General features: G+C 38.3%; 15 protein-coding genes, 1 pseudogene and 1 riboswitch. Of the genes and pseudogenes, 1 reads left to right on the plus strand and 15 read right to left on the minus strand.

The features are described 5' to 3' along the window. Positions 1-339: 339 nt before the first annotated feature. The 7 genes from F4694_RS26050 to F4694_RS26080 form a co-directional block, all read right to left on the minus strand. Entirely contained in the window at positions 340-732 is a 393-nt protein-coding gene (locus F4694_RS26050; RefSeq protein ID WP_179602837.1) for a globin domain-containing protein, read from the minus strand. Positions 733-817: 85 nt separating this feature from the next. Continuing rightward, positions 818-1,210, minus strand: coding sequence for a VOC family protein (locus F4694_RS26055; protein WP_374757448.1), 393 nt, complete (start codon positions 1,208-1,210; stop codon positions 818-820). 15 nt (positions 1,211-1,225) lie between these two features. Then, the gene (locus F4694_RS26060) at positions 1,226-2,881 is read right to left on the minus strand and encodes an SWIM zinc finger family protein (protein ID WP_179602839.1); all 1,656 of its coding nucleotides are present in this window, start codon (positions 2,879-2,881) and stop codon (positions 1,226-1,228) included. 74 nt (positions 2,882-2,955) lie between these two features. Beyond that, entirely contained in the window at positions 2,956-3,504 is a 549-nt protein-coding gene (locus F4694_RS26065; protein WP_179602840.1) for an ECF transporter S component, read from the minus strand. A gap of 26 nt (positions 3,505-3,530) precedes the next feature. Further along, positions 3,531-4,373, minus strand: a complete 843-nt coding sequence (locus F4694_RS26070) for an energy-coupling factor transporter transmembrane component T family protein (RefSeq protein WP_179602841.1) — start codon at positions 4,371-4,373, stop codon at positions 3,531-3,533. Next, positions 4,363-5,250 (minus strand): energy-coupling factor transporter ATPase, encoded by an 888-nt coding sequence (locus F4694_RS26075; RefSeq protein WP_179602842.1) that lies wholly within the window; start codon positions 5,248-5,250, stop codon positions 4,363-4,365. Before F4694_RS26075 ends, F4694_RS26070 begins: the two co-directional genes overlap by 11 nt. Further along, positions 5,250-6,110 carry an energy-coupling factor transporter ATPase gene (locus F4694_RS26080; protein ID WP_179602843.1) on the minus strand — a complete coding sequence of 287 codons (861 nt, stop codon included), beginning with the start codon at positions 6,108-6,110 and terminating at the stop codon, positions 5,250-5,252. Before F4694_RS26080 ends, F4694_RS26075 begins: the two co-directional genes overlap by 1 nt. A gap of 283 nt (positions 6,111-6,393) precedes the next feature. After that, a riboswitch (PreQ1 riboswitch) is annotated at positions 6,394-6,439 on the plus strand. A gap of 8 nt (positions 6,440-6,447) precedes the next feature. Here F4694_RS26080 and F4694_RS26085 point away from each other — a divergent pair. After that, positions 6,448-6,933 carry a QueT transporter family protein gene (locus tag F4694_RS26085; RefSeq protein ID WP_179602844.1) on the plus strand — a complete coding sequence of 162 codons (486 nt, stop codon included), beginning with the start codon at positions 6,448-6,450 and terminating at the stop codon, positions 6,931-6,933. 56 nt (positions 6,934-6,989) lie between these two features. On the opposite strand, the gene F4694_RS26090 is transcribed toward F4694_RS26085, so the two are convergent. The 8 genes and pseudogenes from F4694_RS26090 to larB form a co-directional block, all read right to left on the minus strand. After that, entirely contained in the window at positions 6,990-9,287 is a 2,298-nt protein-coding gene (locus F4694_RS26090; RefSeq protein WP_179602845.1) for a glycoside hydrolase family 3 protein, read from the minus strand. Between the two features lie 215 nt (positions 9,288-9,502). After that, positions 9,503-10,273 (minus strand): response regulator transcription factor, encoded by a 771-nt coding sequence (locus F4694_RS26095; protein ID WP_179602846.1) that lies wholly within the window; start codon positions 10,271-10,273, stop codon positions 9,503-9,505. Continuing rightward, positions 10,270-12,099, minus strand: a complete 1,830-nt coding sequence (locus tag F4694_RS26100; RefSeq protein WP_179602847.1) for a sensor histidine kinase — start codon at positions 12,097-12,099, stop codon at positions 10,270-10,272. The genes F4694_RS26095 and F4694_RS26100 overlap by 4 nt, the downstream gene beginning before the upstream one ends. 98 nt (positions 12,100-12,197) lie before the next feature. After that, positions 12,198-13,226, minus strand: a complete 1,029-nt coding sequence (locus F4694_RS26105; RefSeq protein WP_257029403.1) for a TRAP transporter substrate-binding protein — start codon at positions 13,224-13,226, stop codon at positions 12,198-12,200. A 50-nt stretch (positions 13,227-13,276) separates the two neighbouring features. After that, positions 13,277-14,572, minus strand: coding sequence for a TRAP transporter large permease (locus tag F4694_RS26110; protein ID WP_179602848.1), 1,296 nt, complete (start codon positions 14,570-14,572; stop codon positions 13,277-13,279). 1 nt (position 14,573) lies between these two features. Next, positions 14,574-15,071: a TRAP transporter small permease gene (locus F4694_RS26115; protein WP_179602849.1), complete on the minus strand. Its 498-nt coding sequence runs from the start codon at positions 15,069-15,071 to the stop codon at positions 14,574-14,576. 686 nt (positions 15,072-15,757) lie between these two features. Further along, positions 15,758-17,257: pseudogene (gene larC, locus F4694_RS32480) on the minus strand (nickel pincer cofactor biosynthesis protein LarC). Beyond that, positions 17,238-18,008 (minus strand): nickel pincer cofactor biosynthesis protein LarB, encoded by a 771-nt coding sequence (larB, locus tag F4694_RS26130; RefSeq protein WP_179602852.1) that lies wholly within the window; start codon positions 18,006-18,008, stop codon positions 17,238-17,240. Before larB ends, larC begins: the two are co-directional and overlap by 20 nt. Between the last annotated feature and the right edge of the window lie 352 nt (positions 18,009-18,360).

Below are 18,360 nucleotides of genomic sequence, written 5' to 3' on the forward strand. Positions count from 1 at the left end.
CTTGGGAGGGGTACCCCTCCCAAGTACATCTAAATAAAAAAACATAAATGAATTAACTGAAATACACTTGACTAATCGTAAGAAATAGACGGAGAAATTCCGCCTATTGGCCAGAAAAATTTGAAAGTGGGGATTTTGCTTTGATTAAGCGGAAAACCTCCGCTTAATTACCCCGAAACGAGCTCCATTCTTCAATTAACCGGAAAGTCTCCGCTTATTTTACTTTTGCTGGATACACGATTATGGACAAGACCTCTTTACTCATAGAGAGTGAGTGAGTTTAGAACATCATTTTGGTGCAAAATAATGAACCGTATTACATGCCAACCTTTTAATCCTTTACTCTCTATCCGGACTATTAACCATAATCCCAGCAACTTGTGTTAACCGATCATAAAAAGCAAGCCCCGCTGGTTTTTCATAAAGACCAATTTCTTGAAAGGCTTCCTTCATACAGCGAAGCCAGCACTGTGCCCTTTTTGGTGTCACTTCAAAAGGAAGATGACGCTGTCTCATTGCTGGTGGTCCAAATTCCTCACTGTAAAGTGCAGGCCCACCCAAGAATTGTGGAAGAAACATACGTTGCTTCCTCATTATTTCCTCCATGTCACCTTCAAACAACGGTCTTAACTCAGGATCCGCATATACCCGAGGATAAAATGCAGCAACCAGTTTATCAATCGTTTCCTGCCCGCCGATCTCACTATAAAGAGATTTAAATTTATATTCCATGTCAAACACCCCTTTTACTTATGTTTGATTATAAAGATAAAAGTGATGTCTTTTCGTGATTTAAATCACATTTTAAAAAAATACCTTATTTCACGCTAGGTGCGACTAATTCTACTTTTATTCGGTCTGGATCCTCAAAAAATACAGCATAATATCCTGGACCTCCAGCAAATGGATGCTTCTCCCTGTATAGGATGGGGATTTCTTTCTTTATTAGTATCTCCGTTATTTCATCAACATGTTCCCTAGACGTTGCATGAAAGGCAAGATGATTTAATCCCACTCGGCAGCGATGATAAGGAACATCCAAAAACCTTTCTTCAGCCTGAACAAATACAAGATAGGTCTCTTGATACTTCCAGCTAACCCCTAATTCCCATTTTTGATACTGTTCGTACCCTAATTCAGTTAACAGCCAACCCCAAAAATCAACACTTTTTTCAAGGTTTGAAACATATATCTCCACATGATGTAACATACTATCCCTCATCTATTATCTAATTTTCCCTAATTCATCTATAAAGGCTGGACGTTTTTGATATCTTTGTTTCAACTCTCCAATTAACTTGTGTGAGTGAATGGTACCAAAGGCTTTTTTGTAGGTTTTAATTAGCTTACAAACATTTCTGTAACCTCGTCTGTCCGACGTTCCCTCAGCAGAAAGTTCAATATAATTAATAAACTGATCATTCGCTTCTTCAAAATGACTCTCCATTAGGTATGGATACAAATCCATTATTAATGATTTATGCTTTTTACAATATTCTATTATTTGTTGCGTTAGTTTTTCTTCTTTCAGGATTTCAATATAGACAGTTGATTGGTATCGCTCTTTTTCAAAAGCTTCAATTAATCGACCTAAAACTTCTGGCCATTCATCTAGTTCATATAACTCTTTTAATTTCATATAATAAGAGTATTCATGATTAAAAAGAAACTCATAGGCCAATTTCCGTTGATTTTCTACGTCATCAAGACCTTCATAAGCTTGGTAACGGTACTCCTGCCACTTATGCACCAGCCCGCGATAACCTTTGTCTACTTCTTCCCCCGAAATACTAAGCTCGAGAACTTTCTCATAATCGCTATTTTGCAATGCTCTTGTAATTGCTTTTTCACGAAAATCGCTTATTTTAATATTCTTATAAATAAACTTTTCTGCTGCTGATGTACCATCACACTTTTCTATTATTTCAAATTGGAGAAGCTTAACCTGTTTCTTTTCATACTCCTCACCCCATGAAGTACCTGCTTTTTGTTCTAGCATTTCCAGCTGCTTTTCTAGCTTTTTCCGTAAATCCTTCTTATGAGAGAAAATGGCACAAACATTTAATAGCTCAAAGCGCCAATCACTCCAGCCATCAAATTGTTTCTTTAAAGCTTCTTTTAAAATTACCTCAAAAAGCTTCTTTTGCTCTTTTTCATCTAACTGCTCCAAATTGGTCGTTACCGCTTGTTCAATAGTAGAAATAGCCCAATTCATAATAAAACTAACCCCGCCATTGGAGTCATCGCAATATTGGATCATTTTTACAACAGGAGATAACACTTCTAGTGCTAGTAAAACAGCAGTCTCACTATCCCCCATTTCAATCTTTTCCTGGGCTTTTTTTAGCGTCATCTCTGCCCCTTGCAGCGCAGAATCGACATGCCGCCAATCAATAAATCCATTACGTTTTGCATGATTGATATATTCTCTAATGAGTTTCTTACTAGCAGTAATTTCATCTTCATTGTTTGCAAACTTAAAAAGCAAGCGTTTTTCTATATCAGGATAATCATCAGAAATTTCAAGTAAAATACGAACCAATTCATCCTTGTTTTGTTCTGCTAAAATCTGTTTTAAATCATTTTCTACCACTACAGCAGGTTCCCCAAAAGTCTTCCTATTTCTCAATGCAAATAGAACTGCTGCCTCATGTTTACAAAACTCCCCTAAGTCATAGGGGCAATCACAATATGATTCTTCTATTTCATCGTTTAGATTTAATGATATCTCTACTCTATAAACTTCTGATCCGTCTACCCTAGCCTTATATTTCTTTTTATCCTTGGTTTCAAGACTTACGACATGTCCCTGGTCAAAATAATCAAGTCCACGCTTAAGAATCCGATTGTCAATGGCTTGTTCAAAATCAATAAGCTTCACATCGCTCAACTCCCCTATTTATCAAGAAACCCATTGATGCCTAAGCATCAATGGGTTAAATTCTTATGACAAGATTAATCCTCTGAAATTCTAGATTTTTTTCCTTTACCAATTTGCTTCCATGACAGAACTACTGCTAGTGTTACGATGGTCCCAACGATGGCTTCTGGAATACCACTTGTTAGAGCAACTGTCCAAGCTACTTCAGCGCCCATATAGCCTCTAACAACTGCCATTGTTAAAACTAGGACAGTATTGGCCAAGGTTCCTAGGAATGCTGCAGTGCCAATAGCAAGGTACTCACTTTTCCTACGTATTCCTACATATACAACCCATGCGACAACTCCAATAAAAAGTCTAGGCAGGATTGCCACTAATGGATCTTTGAACAGTGGAACGGTAGCATTTAAGAAAGAGGAAACACCAAAAATAATCCCGACAATCGCGCCTACAATCGGTCCCTGCATAATCCCGCCAATTATCGCAGGAATATGCATGATGGTTGCATTCCCTGCTGCTGTAGGGACGGGAATATATCCTAATCGAGTGACACCTAAAAGAATGGCAACCGCACCAAGCACACCAGCAATAACAATATTTCGAACCGTTAATGTACCTTTCATTCTATATCTCCCCCTTTATTTTTTATCTAATATGGAAACGGGTAAAAAAGTAATAGTAACGATAATAATAGACCTATAATTAATACTATGTAATCACCCACGAGTGCCTTATAAACCGAATAGGCACTTCTCTCATTTCCAGGAGTATAGCAGCGAGATTCCATGGCTAAGATGAGATCTTCTGCTCTAGATAACGCGATATTAAATAATGGGATAATAATGGGAAGCATATCCTTCGTCCTCTGAATAATTCTCCACCATTCTCCCGACCCAAAATCTGCCCCTCTTGAAGCTTGCGCCTTCATCATTTTCTCCATTTCAATCGCAAAGGTTGGCACAAAGCGAATGGCAATAGTAATAATCAAGGAAATTTCATGGACAGGAAATTTTATTTTTTTTAAAGGACTTAAAAGACTTTGGATGGCATGGGTTAATTCTGTTGTTGATGTGGATAGCGTTAAGACGCTGCTTAATAAAATGATTTCCACAAACCGCACGGCCGAAACAATTACCAGTCGAATACTCTCACTCGTAATCAAAATAAACCCATATTCAAAGAACACAGTTCCTCCAGAAAATACATTACCTTGGAAGATAAGCTGCAACACAGCCAATATTATAATAAAGGGAATAGCAGGTTTTATGCCCGATAATCCATAACTCACTGGTATCTTGGAAACCCAGAATAAATAAATAGATAATAGCAGACCAAGCGCATTTCCTACATAACTAGTATTGAGGGCTATGGCTAAAACAAGAATAGTGAACACCAACAGTTTTATTCTTGGATCCAGCCGATGAATAAAAGACCCAGTCGGTACATACTGACCAATGGTAATATTCCTAGACAGTTCAAATTCACTTGCCATGATTCTCCACCTCTCCATTGGTAAGAACCTTTATGATTTCGTCAGCTGCCTCAGAAATTGTAAAAGCAGAAGTATCTACATTGTATCCAAGGTCTTTGAGCCGGTAAAGCGCCTGCACGGTTTCCGGTGTTCCAATTTGGTAACGCTGCAATTTTTCCTTGTCAGTAAAGATATCTATGGGTGTACCTGATAACACGTCCTTGCCATTTGCCATTACATAAACTCTATCCGCTAAATAAGCCACTTCTTCCATATTGTGTGATACGAAGATAACGGTTAAGTTTTCAATTTTATTTAACGATTTAATCTTATCCAACAACTCATTCCGAGATTTTGGATCAAGCCCCGCAGTCGGTTCGTCAAGAACTAATATTTTGGGCTTTAACGCGAGGATACCAGCAAGTGCAACTTTACGCTTCTGCCCGCCGCTTAAGGCAAACGTCTGGCGATCCTTCATTTCCTCAAAGTTTAAGCCGACCATGTTCATTGCCCATTTAACCCGTTCCCTGACTTCCTTGATGGGTAATCCCAGTTTAAAAGGACCATAAGAGATGTCATCACCGATTAATTTTTCAAAGATTTGATCCTCCGGGTTTTGAAAAACCAATCCGACATTTCTCCTTAATGCTTTAATATCAATTCGTTTTTTCGATAAATCTATTCCATCGATGATGACTTTCCCCGAATCGGGCCGAATCAGCCCATTAAAATGCTGGATGAGGGTTGATTTCCCAGAGCCAGTGTGACCGATAATGGCAATACATTCCCCCTCGTTTACGACCATGTTTGTCCCTTTTAAGGCCACATGCTCCATGGGGGTGCCTTTCATATATGTATGAAATAAGTTTTCTATTTCGATGATGGGTTTTCCACGCATTAAACCACTTCCCCGCTCCTTGCTTTTGAAACTCTCTTTATTTCGTTAATTAGTTCTTCCTCTTGGATTAGTTCTTTAGAAAAATTCGGAATTTGAATATGGACCATTTCAGCTATCTGACTAACAGCTGGAATATCTAATTGGAGCTCCATTAAAACCTCTTTATGTTTAAAAATATCACGTGGTTTTCCATCCATAACAATCTTCCCGTCTTCTACGACTATAATTCGGTCTGCTTCTGCTGCTTCTGACATACGATGGGTAACGGTTATAATCGTCATTCCCATTGTATTCATTTTCCTCATAACCTGAAGGACTTCGTTTCTACCAAAGGTATCCAGCATGCTGGTGGATTCATCGAATACGATACAGTCTGGCTGCATCGCAAGCACTCCAGCAATCGCAACTCTCTGTTTTTGCCCTCCTGATAAATGGTGCGGCGGCCTTTTACGAAACTCAGACATTTTGACGACTTCTAAAGCCTCATCAATCTTTTGCTTCATTTCTTCCCTCGGTACGCCAATATTTTCCAACCCAAATGCCACGTCCTCTTCGACAATGGTCGCAACAATTTGATTATCAGGATGCTGAAAAACCATTCCAACCGCTTTGCGGATATCCAGCTTTCTACTGGCGTCCTTCGTATTGTGACCACGGACCCAAACATCGCCTGAGCCAGGTGTTAAGAGCCCATTTAAATGCTTAGATAATGTGGATTTTCCCGAACCATTATGGCCAATAATGGCCACATATTCACCTGGAAAAATGGAAAAAGAGACATCCTTAAGAACAGACACTTCATGGGTCTCATTGATTTTATAAGAAAATGATACATTTTCTAAAGCAATAATCGGTTCCATCTAGATCCCCCTCTCCTTCTATTTTATTAATATTCTGAATATTATTCAACCATAGTAAATGATTCACAAGAAATATAATAGCACGAAGTCATAAAAGGGGATATCCTGAAGCATTAATCTATCTTTTTATTTTCTATAATTGAACACTCTTTTTTGATTATTAGATTGCACAATAAGGGAAATATTATCCAATATATACGTATAGAATATACCTTGCTGAAAGATTATCTCAAACTTTAAATTGACTAGTAAATACATTTATACTACTATATTATTTTGTCAATAAAACGTGGTTCGAGAACCTCCCACGTAAAAAAAACTAAGGAGATAACTAAATATGAAAATAAAAACACTTGTCGTAAACGCAATATTAGCGGCTTTATATATTGCTGTATCAGGCTTAATCGCTCCCTTTGGTTTTACAAATATTCAATTCCGTGTTTCAGAAATGTTTAATCATCTTGTTGTTTTCAATAAGAAGTATATATTCGGAATCATCGTTGGGGTATTTTTGAGCAATCTATTCTTTTCCCCAATGGTCGCCTATGACCTCGTTTTTGGTGTCGGTCAATCATTATTAGCCTTATCGATTACGATTGTATCTGCACGTTTCATTAAAGGAATCTGGGCTCGTATGATGGTAAATACCGTTGTCTTTACCTTTACTATGTTCTTGATTGCATGGGAATTAAACCTAGCATTCGAATTGCCATTCTTATTTACTTGGTTAACAGTGGCAATTGGAGAGTTTGTTGTGATGGCTGTAGGTATGCCGGTTATTTATTACATTAACAAGCGCATTCATTTCGAAAAAATGTTATAAAAAGAAAAGAGATGCTCAATACCAATGAGCATCTCTTTCTTATATCAACCTAGTTCTTATTTTTTTGCATGAGCCGGTACTCCTGTTTCATCTGCATGGTCAGGCTTTCCTGTTTCACCAGCATGAGCAGGTACATTCCCCTTGTTGTAAGAAAGACCAAAACCGTATTCGTACTTGTCACCACTTTTATTCTTATAAGTGAAATGTTTATATTCTTCTGGAGCAAAGCTTGGAACATCCCCAACTTCTCTTTCTACTGCCTCCGCACTGGCTGGAATAGCGAATGGAAGTTTACCAACAGGATTGAATTCTCCAGTGATCACATCGAATACCGCCTCTTGAAGCGTACCAAAAGTACCGATTAATGCTGCAGCATTTGGTTCAAGCTTGTTTATTAGCCATTGGTTCGTAAAGTTTACCGCAGTAATGGTTGGAACAGCTTTTTGAATTTCAATAATTCGATCTAATTCAAGAATACCTGTTTTTTCATTAACATCAATACGTGGGTTATTATCCCAGTTAGATTGAGTTGGTTTAATATATAAATATGCATGAGTTGCTTGATCAACACTATCTACTAACGTAATGTTAGGGAATTTTTCTTTGAGCATTTTCTTTAAGTCTGCATTAAATGCAGCAGTTTGTTTTGCTGATTCTTCATTAATAGTTTTTTGAGGATTTGGATTATTTCTTCCTGGAGCAACCCCAATAAATCCTTCAACATAAAGCTTAACATTTTCTAACTTTTCTTCTGTTAACGGTAATAGTTTTTCACCTTTGGTTTTATCATTACGCATTAAAACGACTGACTTTTGATGCGCTTCATAAGCTAATGCTCTGTGTTCTTCATTGTTTGCAGCAGCAATAGCTTCTGCAGGATTTACATATGGGTCTTCAAATAGACCTAGAGTCATCATTTCTGATAGGGTATAAGTAATGGATTCGTTAACTTTTGATATATCTACTAAACCTTCGTTAACAGCCTGAATTACTAGCTCTGGTGTTGACCCACCTGAAATAATATTGGTTCCTGCATTTAATGCCTTGGCCACTTTTTGTACATTTGGAATTGGATTTCCATCTTCATCTACTAGGTAACCCCATGCACTGCCAGCTACAGCACCAGAGTCAGAGTTAATATATCCTTTGAAACCAAGACCTTCACGCAAGTAATCGATGATTCCTTTATTTAGAGTCATACCAACTTCTTCAAATTGCTCAGTTTCACTATATGGTTCTAACCCTTGATCAGCACTAGCATTACTTGGATAAGCATAATAAGGCATTACCGATGCTACACCAGCTTCAATTGCTTTCTGGAAAGGAGGAATATGATACTTCTCCAAACTTCCTTCCGTAGGATAAATATTAAAGCTGCCGTTTGCAAAGTGAGGATCTTGTCCATCATCACGAGCTCCACCGCCAGGGAAGTGTTTAACTGTGATAGCTACACTATCTGTACCCAGTTTTTCAGTTTGGAACCCTCTGACGATTTCATAATTCATGTTGCCAACTACTTTTGGATCTTCGCCAAATGTCTCCTCAATTCTAGCCCATAGCGGGTCTGTTGCAACGTCCGCCATATATCCGTAAACTTTACGAATACCGGCAGCTCTCCATTCTTGTCGGGCAATTTCCGCAAATTCACCAACAGCTTCTACATCTCCAGCTGCTGCTAAACCTAATGTTCCAGGCCAGAAAGTATGTTGGTCTTGTGTGTTCGTAATATTTGTATAATCCGTTGAGGCAGAGTTTCTTGGATTTGAAGTAATTACCACCGGAATCCCTAGCTCTAGCCCCTCTGCTAATTGCTGCATTTGGTTATTATAATTGGCAACATCGCCTAGGTTTTGAGATAGACGGTAAATAACGTGGCGTAATTTCTTGTTAATAACAATATTAGCATTAGCCTCGGTTACAAATTTCCCATCTGCTGGATCTGCTGCTGGAGTATGAGTATTTATGTACATCAATCCAGCTTTTTGTTCAAGAGTCATTTTGCTAATCAAATCCGCTACACGCTCTGAAACAGGCTTTCTCCAGTCTTCATAACCATCTAAGCTTCTATTGCCATTTGCATCTCTAAAATATTTGCCACTGATTTCAAGAATTCTATCTTGAGTTGCTACTTCAACTTCTGGCTGGCCCTCAGCTTTTGCAACTTTAAAAGTTGTTATTGCACCTCGGCCAACATACGGAGTTGCTTTCCCTTCTTCACCTGTGTACCCTTGGTCATCCGCAAACCCTACCTGCGGTCCAATAACTGGTGCAACTAATGATAGAGTAAGTGCAGTTGCGAGAAGTTTCTTTCTTAGCTTTGATGATTTTCTAATCTGCTTTGATAGTGAAGCCATTTTTCTTCCTCCCCTTTTATATATTGAATGCGTTTACAAAATCTAAGATAGCGTATCTATGTATAATGATATAATTCAAAGTAGCATGCCAAATAGCGAGTTTTTTTAGTTATTTTTGTGATATTTTAATATCCTAAATTTTTAGCCAAAAATACCTAGGACTTTCTTCCTTCTTATAAAAAAAAGAATCAGAAAATATTATTTCCGACTCTGCCTTATCTTTTAATTAAATGACCATCGCTGTTTTTGCTGGTGATATTCCTATACTCTGACGGAGAACTTCCTACTATTTTCTTAAAATTGTTACTAAAGTAAGCTAAATCAGAATATCCCACTCTTTCGGCAATCTCGGACATTCTTAAGGTTGTATTTTGCAATAATCGCTTACTTTCTTCAATTCTCAGTTCCGTAATATAATCAACGAACTTTTTATTTAGCTGTTGTTTGAACAATTGACTGAGGTAACTGGGGTTGATATGAATACTCTCTGCTGCTTCTTTTAAAGTGATTTGATCTAAAGGTGTTTTTTCTATATAATCCAAGATTCGATCGATCGTTGATAAAGGAAGATTTTGTTTCTGAGCCAGTATCTGCTTACTCGTATTGCTTTCGTTACTTTTTTTATTTAGCCATTTCTCTAGACAAACCTTAATTTCATTCTCCTCGATCGGTTTTAGCAGGTAATCTGTGACACCGCTTCTCATTGCTTGCTGAATAAACTGAAACTCATCATGGACAGAGATCACAATCACTTCATATGCCCTGTTTAAAGTACTAAGTTCCTTAACCAAAGCAAGACCGTCCATCACCGGCATTCGGATATCTGTTAAGATTAAGTCCACTTCATTCATCTTTATCCAATCTAACGCTTCTAATCCATTTTGGCATTCATGAACCACCTGCAAGGGAAGATCCAATTTATTTATCGTCCACTTAAGAGCGGTACGTACCCATCTCTCATCGTCAACTAACAATATCTTTTTCATCCAATCTCCCTTTCCTCTGTAAATTCCCTCATTGGCAGCTCCATCTCGACCACCGTGCCAACTCCTAACTGACTTCTAACACTAAGTCCATAATCCGCGCCAAACACATAATGAATCCTTTGTTGGACATTTAATAAGCCGATATGTTTCCCATCTGAGTTTATTGTTTTCTGTTCAAGTTTTCTAGTAAGTTCGTCTAAAATTTGATTCGGGATTCCTGCGCCTGTATCTTCTACTCGAATCATAAAAGAAAATTCCGAATGGGGAACAACTGATATCGTAATTTTTAATTTTTGACAGCTTCGACCGTAGGCATGAACGAAGCAATTTTCAACTATTGGTTGAAGTGAAAACTTTACTACCTGAAGCTCCATTGCCCATTCAGGAATATCCAACTCATACTCAAATCTGTCTTCAAATCGAAACTTCTGAATCTGAAGATATGTCTTGCAAAACCTTATTTCTTCTCCCAGACTAACGATGGAGGAATCATTTTTAAGATTATACCGAAGCAGCTTTGCCAGGGAAAACGACATGATTGCAATATTTTCCTGACCTTCTTCTAATGCCATCCCTCTAATGGTTTCAAGAGAGTTATATAAAAAATGAGGGTTCATTTGAGACTGAAGCATTTTTATTTCAATCTCTTTCTGTTTCAGGGACATTTCTGTTTCTTTCAATTTGGAGACGTATACTTCTTCAAGTAAATCTGATAGCTTTTCAACGGTATGATTGAATCCTGCAGATAACTGTCCAATTTCATCGTTTGATTCCACTGGGACTCGACCGCTAAGGTTTCCAATTTCTACTTCCTTCATAAACCTCTTCAGGCGCCGAATCGGGCGGATTAAACTTGTTGCAAATCCAAATCCTATCGTGTAGGCAATAATTAACGAGATGATAATTGTCAAAACAATGGTTCTTCCAATTTGAATAATTCCACCCGTTAAATCTTTATAGGGTACGGCGGTAAAAAAACTCCAGCCTATATTTGAGGAATAAGTATAAGTGACAAAATCCTTCCTCTTGTTCTGTAAGATTTGTGTGCTGCTTTCGTTATTTTGAAGTTGAGCGAGCTGGCTAAATTCTACTTTTTTTCCAAGCTTCGAATAATCAGGATGATAGACGTAATGCCCTTTTGCATCCAATATAAAAAAATAACCGTTTTTACTAATCGTTACTTTGTTCGAGATTTCCTCAATTCTTCTAAAATTAATATCAATAACGAGCATTCCCACTGGCCTAAGAGTATCAGGGTTGTATAATCTCCTAACAAGAGAAATAACCGGCTGCTCTTTATTTCTTAGCTTTAGCGTTCTCGTTACCAACATCGTCATTCCGTTCATAGGAACGGATGAATACCAATATTCTTCTTTTATTTTCGTAGAAGGATAGAAATTATTTATCCCAAGGGTATCGATGACAATATCGTCATCTACTAAAACCGTAATGTTAGAAATATCTGCTCGAGAATACGCAGCATACTTAAGTGTGTCCCTGGCTGCTTCTACAATTTGATCACTTTTTTCATGTTTAAATAGGCTGGATAATTCCGGAGAGTTAATCATTTTTAAACTTGTAATCTCAAATTCTTGTAGGTAATATTCAATATGAGATTCTACCTGACCAATTACTTGACCGCTATATTGCCGGAGCTCGTTTTCCAATTCAGCTGAAGATCGATTATACGAGATAATCCCCACTGAAAGAACGGGCAATATAACAAGAAAGCTAGAAAAAATGCAAAGCTTCATCATTAATGATTGATTCTTTAAGAGAATATACTTTTTAATAAATTCTGCTATTTTTCCTCTATGCTGTTGCATTTTTTCACTTCCTATCTAATACTTCGCTATATTCAAAATAGAAAAGACCCAGCTGGTAAATGGTGAAACCTACCAGCTAGGCATTTTGTTATTACAGTTTATGGACGTGCTTCTTCAATCGCATCCATTACTTCTTTGAATTCTTTTGCATATTCAGCATTCATAGACTTTACAGCTTCTGTCCAAGGTTTAATATCTTTGACCTCGGTAAATGTTACACCTGCGTCTTTTAATTTCTTTTCTGAACGCTCTTCATATTTATCCCACTCTGCTCTTTGTGTTTCAACGGAATCAAGCGCTGCTTGTTTAATGATCTTTTGGTCATCGGCGTCAAGTTTGTCCCAAGCTACTTTACTAATTAAAAGGACTTCAGGTATACGTTGGTGATGATCAAGGATCAAGTTTTTAGCCTCTTGATAATGGTTTGATGAATCTAAACTTGGCAGGTTGTTCTCTGCTCCATCAATAATTCCAGTTTGAAGGGCACTGAATACTTCTCCATAAGGCATTGGAGTAGCACTTGCTCCTAATGCAGCCATGAAATCAATATTGATTTTACTTTGTTGTACACGAATCTTTTGTCCTTTTAGATCCTCAACACCTTTAAGTGGTTTAGTCGAGTAGAAACTACGGGATCCTGAATCGTAATAGGCAAGACCCTTCATTTTAGATTGCTCAAGTCCGTCTAGTAGCTTCGTTCCCATGTCTCCATTTAAGAAGTTCCAAAGATGATCTTCACTCTCAAATACATAAGGAAGTCCCAGCGGAGTAAACTGATTATTAAATTCAGCAAGTGGACTAGAATTGATACGAGTAAACTCAATCGCTCCAAGCTGAACCTGTTCAAGGACTGATTTTTCATCACCTAATTGTGCAGATGGATATACTTCAATTTTAATGCGTCCTTCTGTTCTTTCCTCTACTAATTCAGCAAACTTTTTGTCACCAAGGACAGTTGGATAATCTGGCGGCTGATTGTCAGCTAAGCGGAATGTATAGGATGGTTTTTCTTTTTCCTTGTTCCCCTCGCTGCTAGTTTTAGTTGTTTCTTTCCCGCCACATGCAGCAAGGATTGTGCCCATTAAAAGTGTTGCGGCTAAAATACCTGTAAACTTTTTACTGATCAAAATCTACACCCCTTTTTATTTTTTATATAATCTTCACCATTCACCCTAGGTTACTTGACTAACATGTTTGGCAGCCACATAACAACCTCTGGAATATAGGTGATAATTAACAGAACAACGAGTAACGCATAGAAAAATGGCATCATCGCTTTTGTACCTTGCTGGATCGAAACCTTACCTATCGCACATCCGACAAATAAAACGGTTCCAACCGGTGGTGTCAGTAATCCAATTCCAGCGTTTAAGATGAGGACAATTCCGAAATGGACAGGATCCATACCAAAGCTTGTTACAACTGGAAGAAGGATTGGTGTCATAATTAATATCATTGGTGCCATGTCCATTGGCGCACCGAGTAACAGCAATAAGATATTAATGATTAATAAAATGATAAGTGGATTATCTGAAATGCTTAAGAACAAGTCGGTTACCATTGCAGGAATTTGCAAATAGGCAAGTATCCAGCCGAATGATGCAGATGCTGCAATTAAGAAAAATACCATCGAAACCGTTCTCATTGTTCTTGTGAGTATTTTCCAAATACTTGAGATAGGTGCTTCTCTATAAATGACAAATGCTAGAATAAAAGAATATAAGCACGCTAATGCACCTGATTCAGTAGCCGTAAACCAGCCGCTCATGATTCCGCCTAGGATAATGACAGCGGGACTTAACGATAAAAGACCGTGTAAGAGAATACCGCCAATTTGTGATTTTGGCACTGGATCTGCTTTCCCGTATCCACGTTTCCTAGCAATAATATAAGATGTAATCATAAGAGAAATTAACATAATGAATCCAGGTACAACACCTGCCATAAATAGACTGGCGATGGATACTCCCCCGGCAGCTAACGAGTAAAGGACCAAGTTATGACTCGGAGGTACCACTACACCTTGGATAGCCGAAGCAATGGTAACACCCACCGCATAATCTGCTTCGTATCCTTTCTTTTTCATCATTGGAATCATGACAGATCCAACGGATGAAACGTCTGCGACTGCAGACCCTGAGATGTTTCCAAAAAACAATGCTGCTACGCTATTAACCATTGCAAGACCGCCGCGTATTCGTCCTACTAGTAAACTTGCAAAATTTACGATTCTTGTGGCAAGTCCACCTTCACTCATAATTTGTCCTGTCAGGATAAAGAATGGGATGGCTAGCAGGGAAAAGGAGTTCATACCTTGAACCATTTGCTGGCCAATAACGGGAAGCGGAATTTTCATATAGATTACTGTTAGCAAGGACGAAGCCACAAGCGTAAGAGCAATCGGAAAACGCAGCAGGACTAGAATAACAAAGCTTGAAAGTAAGATGATAATTCCGATTGTGTTCGTATCCATTTTACAAATCCTCCTCCAAATCCTTATGTCTTGTAGTATTAATATTGAAGAATTGCAGGAGTGAGTAACCGCAAATCATAACACCTGTGATCGGCATCGCTACATATGTGATACTACTAGGAAGTTTTGTTGCTGGCAGAGTCGATTCCGACGTCAACAATGTAAACTCCCACCCTTGGACTACTAAGTAAAAACCAAAAGCAAAAATTGAAGCACTAATGATCTTATCTAGCACTTTATTAAAAGATTTAGGAAATAGGTTGGTTAGTGTATCAATACCTAAATGAATATATTCCCGAAACCCTATCGCAATCGCCATAAAGGCAAACCACGCAAGCAATAACAATGTAATTTCTTCGGACCAAAAGAATACAAAATTAAATAATTTCCGAGTCATAACCTGTGTTGTTACGACAAAAATCAATGCTACTAAAAATAGTAAAGTGAATTTTTCGAAAATAGAGTCTATAACTTTAAACACCTTTTTAATATAATCCAAGTGAATCCCCCCTTCTCTTTGAAAACGTTTACTTCTTACTTAACATTTTACGAATCGGGGGGATGATTTAAAATATTGTTTTTTTAGGAAAATTTGTGATTTTTTTAGGTTTAGGATAATTTAGAAAACCCTTACAATTAGTATTTTGTTTTTTGTTTGTTTAGTAAACTAATTATTTATGTTTAGTCTAACATTGACTTTTAATAGCGTCAATATCGTCTCCAGAAGGAGCAATTGCTTATCGACACAAAGGGTTTCCCGAATATTTGGAAAGGATTCGTTTTTATGTCTTGTCCTTATTCAGGTAACGGGCAAAAGTAAAATAACCGGAGATTTTCCGGTTATATGCAGATTGGAGCTCGTTTCGGGGGAAATAAGCGGAGGATTTCCGCTTAAGCAAAGCAAAATCCGCCATTTTAAAATTTTTCGAGTCATTAGGCGGAATTTCTCTGTCTATTTATGCATTTTTTAATAATAATTTCTAATTAAGCGGAATTCCTCCGTCTATTTATCAGCTTGGGTGCTTAATCTAACCTGATCCCTCAACCCATAAGTGCGAAGAAACCTTAATAAATAAAGAAAAAAGACGTATGCCCATTCATACGTCAATTCTTGTGTCTTTTAATTTAGGAGACACCCGAAAACGGAACCTTTATTAATGTTCGAGACCGCGTTTGAATATAATGTTATCTATCTATTTCCTTCCAAACCTGTTCATAGATCTTTTTTAAAGGAATGTCGTGGAGTTGGGCAAGATACTTACAATCCTCATACTCCGGTGCCCGCTGTACCACTTTTCCATCCAGCAGCCCTTCTTTTACAGTCACAGGCCCCCACTCAGTTTCTACTTTTTGGAATACTCTTTCTAACCGGTGAACAGTTAAAGGATAATAGCGGACACCGAGAGTTGTAGTTTCTTTAAAAAGTATTTCTTTCATTATATTTACTTTTTCAACAGAACAAAGCAATTGAAGCAGGATTCCAGGTCGGTTTTTTTTCATATAGATCGGGGTATAAAAAACATCGTTTGCCCCTGCTTCAAAAAGCAAATCCATGACATAACCCAGCCATTCCCCAGGAATATTGTCTAGGTTAACTTCCAGTTTGATCATCTGGTCATCTAGGTGTTCATAATTTGGAGGATGAGAACTCATTTTGTATACTCCTCTCACTTAACGGTGGGGATTCCCCATTTACTGTTACTCGCCAATAATGACTCGAACGACATTAGGATGGTCTTTAAACGTCTTTGTTCCGGCACCATAACCTATTGAGCGAACTTTCATTGAAGGAATAGCGCAAAATTCCTCGGCCAGAACAGCGATAATCGCCGCTCCAGTTGGTGTAGTGAGCTCAAATCTCACCTCTGAATGTTCAATCGGAATTCCTTTTAAAATTTCAAGAGTTGCAGGTGCAGGTACCGGATAGATACCATGGTCGATACGAATTTTTCCAGTGCCCACAGGAACGGGTGATGATTTAATCTTGGATATTTCTAATTGATCGATTAGGATGGCAGCACCAATAATATCAATAATTGAATCTACAGCACCCACTTCATGGAAATGAACCTTCTCCAAAGGAACACCATGAATAAGCCCTTCTGCTTCAGCAATTTTTTTGAATATCCTTAAAGCCATATCTTCTACCTGTTTAGAGAAATCAGCTTCTTCAATCAGGCGTACAATATCTTTATAGGATCGATGGTCATGATTGTGATCATGTGTATGCTCGTGCACGTGGTTATGAGCATGATCATGATCATGCGTATGCTCGTGCACGTGGTTATGAGCATGATCATGATCATGCGTATGCTCGTGGTCATGAGTATGATCAAGTGTATGTGCGTGCTCGTGGTCATGAGCATGGCTATGCGAATGTCCATGATTATGGTCATGATTGTGTTCGTGGCTATGCGAATGTCCATGGTCATGAACGTGATCGTGGCTATATGAATGTCCATGATCATGATGGTGGTGGTGTTGATTTTTTAGCACCACATCGAATTTTGTACTCGTAATCCCATTCTTAACGACCTTTTTCCATGTCAATTCATATTCATCTTCAAGATTTAGCTTTTTTAATTCTTCGACTAATTTGACCGGGTCAGCACCTGCGTCTATTAGTGCACCAATCACCATATCTCCGCTTACTCCTGAAAAACAATCAAAATAAAGTGTCTTCATTTCTTTCCCCTTTTTGTGCAAGTTGATGAATTAATACGGCGTTATATCCTCCGCCAAAACCATTATCAATATTTACAACACTTATCCCTGAAGCACATGAATTCAGCATCGTCAGTAAAGCGGATAACCCATTAAAGTTAGCCCCATAGCCAACACTTGTAGGGACTGCAATTACGGGATGAGAAACAAGTCCTCCAACTACGCTCGGCAGCGCACCTTCCATACCGGCTACCACTACAGAAACTGTTGCATTTTGAATCTCTTCGGCATGATTTAACAGACGATGGATTCCAGCAACGCCAACGTCATAGATGCGATGGACCTTACTTCCTAGTATTTCTGCAGTAACCGCCGCTTCCTCTGCGACCCGTAAATCAGAAGTTCCTGCAGCAACAACCGCAATATAACCTTGAGTATTTTCTATCGCTTCATTTTGTTTTTTCCAAAAAAGAATTTGAGAAATTTCATGATACGTAAATTCAGGGCAAGCTTGTTGCACGATTGCTGCTTTTTCTTCTGAAATTCTTGTTACCATGACTTGATTGTTTCTTGCCCTTAATGCTGTGATGATGGAGATAATTTGTTCAGCTGTTTTCCCTTCGCCATAGACCACTTCTGGAAAGCCCTGTCGTTTCTTTCGGTGATGGTCAACCTTTGCAAATCCCAAATTCTCAAACGTCGCTAATTGATCTTTTGCTTCTGCAACACTGAGGGTTCCTTTTTGAACTTGTTTTAATATCTCTTCAAGCATTCGATTCCCCCCTTTAACTCTAGTCTGATTCTATGCATTAGCCTTGGGGAAGGACAAATCTTTTGGTTTCTTGATGAGATTTGTCCTTCATTGCCTGATGAAAGACAAATCGTTTGGGTCCTTGATGCGATTTGTCCTTCATTACCTGGATGAAAGACAAATCGTTTGGGTCGGCCACGAGATTTGTCCTCAAGACTCCTTTTTAAGGACTAATCTCAGTCCCTCGTAACACGATTTGTCCTCAAGACCCCTTTTTAAGGACTAATCTTAATCCCTCGTAACGCGATTTGTCCTCAAGGCTCCTTTTTAAGGACTAATCTCAGTCCCTCGTAACACGATTTGTCCTCAAGAA

Source organism: Neobacillus driksii, from assembly GCF_013409995.1.
Taxonomy (GTDB): domain Bacteria; phylum Bacillota; class Bacilli; order Bacillales; family Cytobacillaceae; genus Neobacillus; species Neobacillus driksii.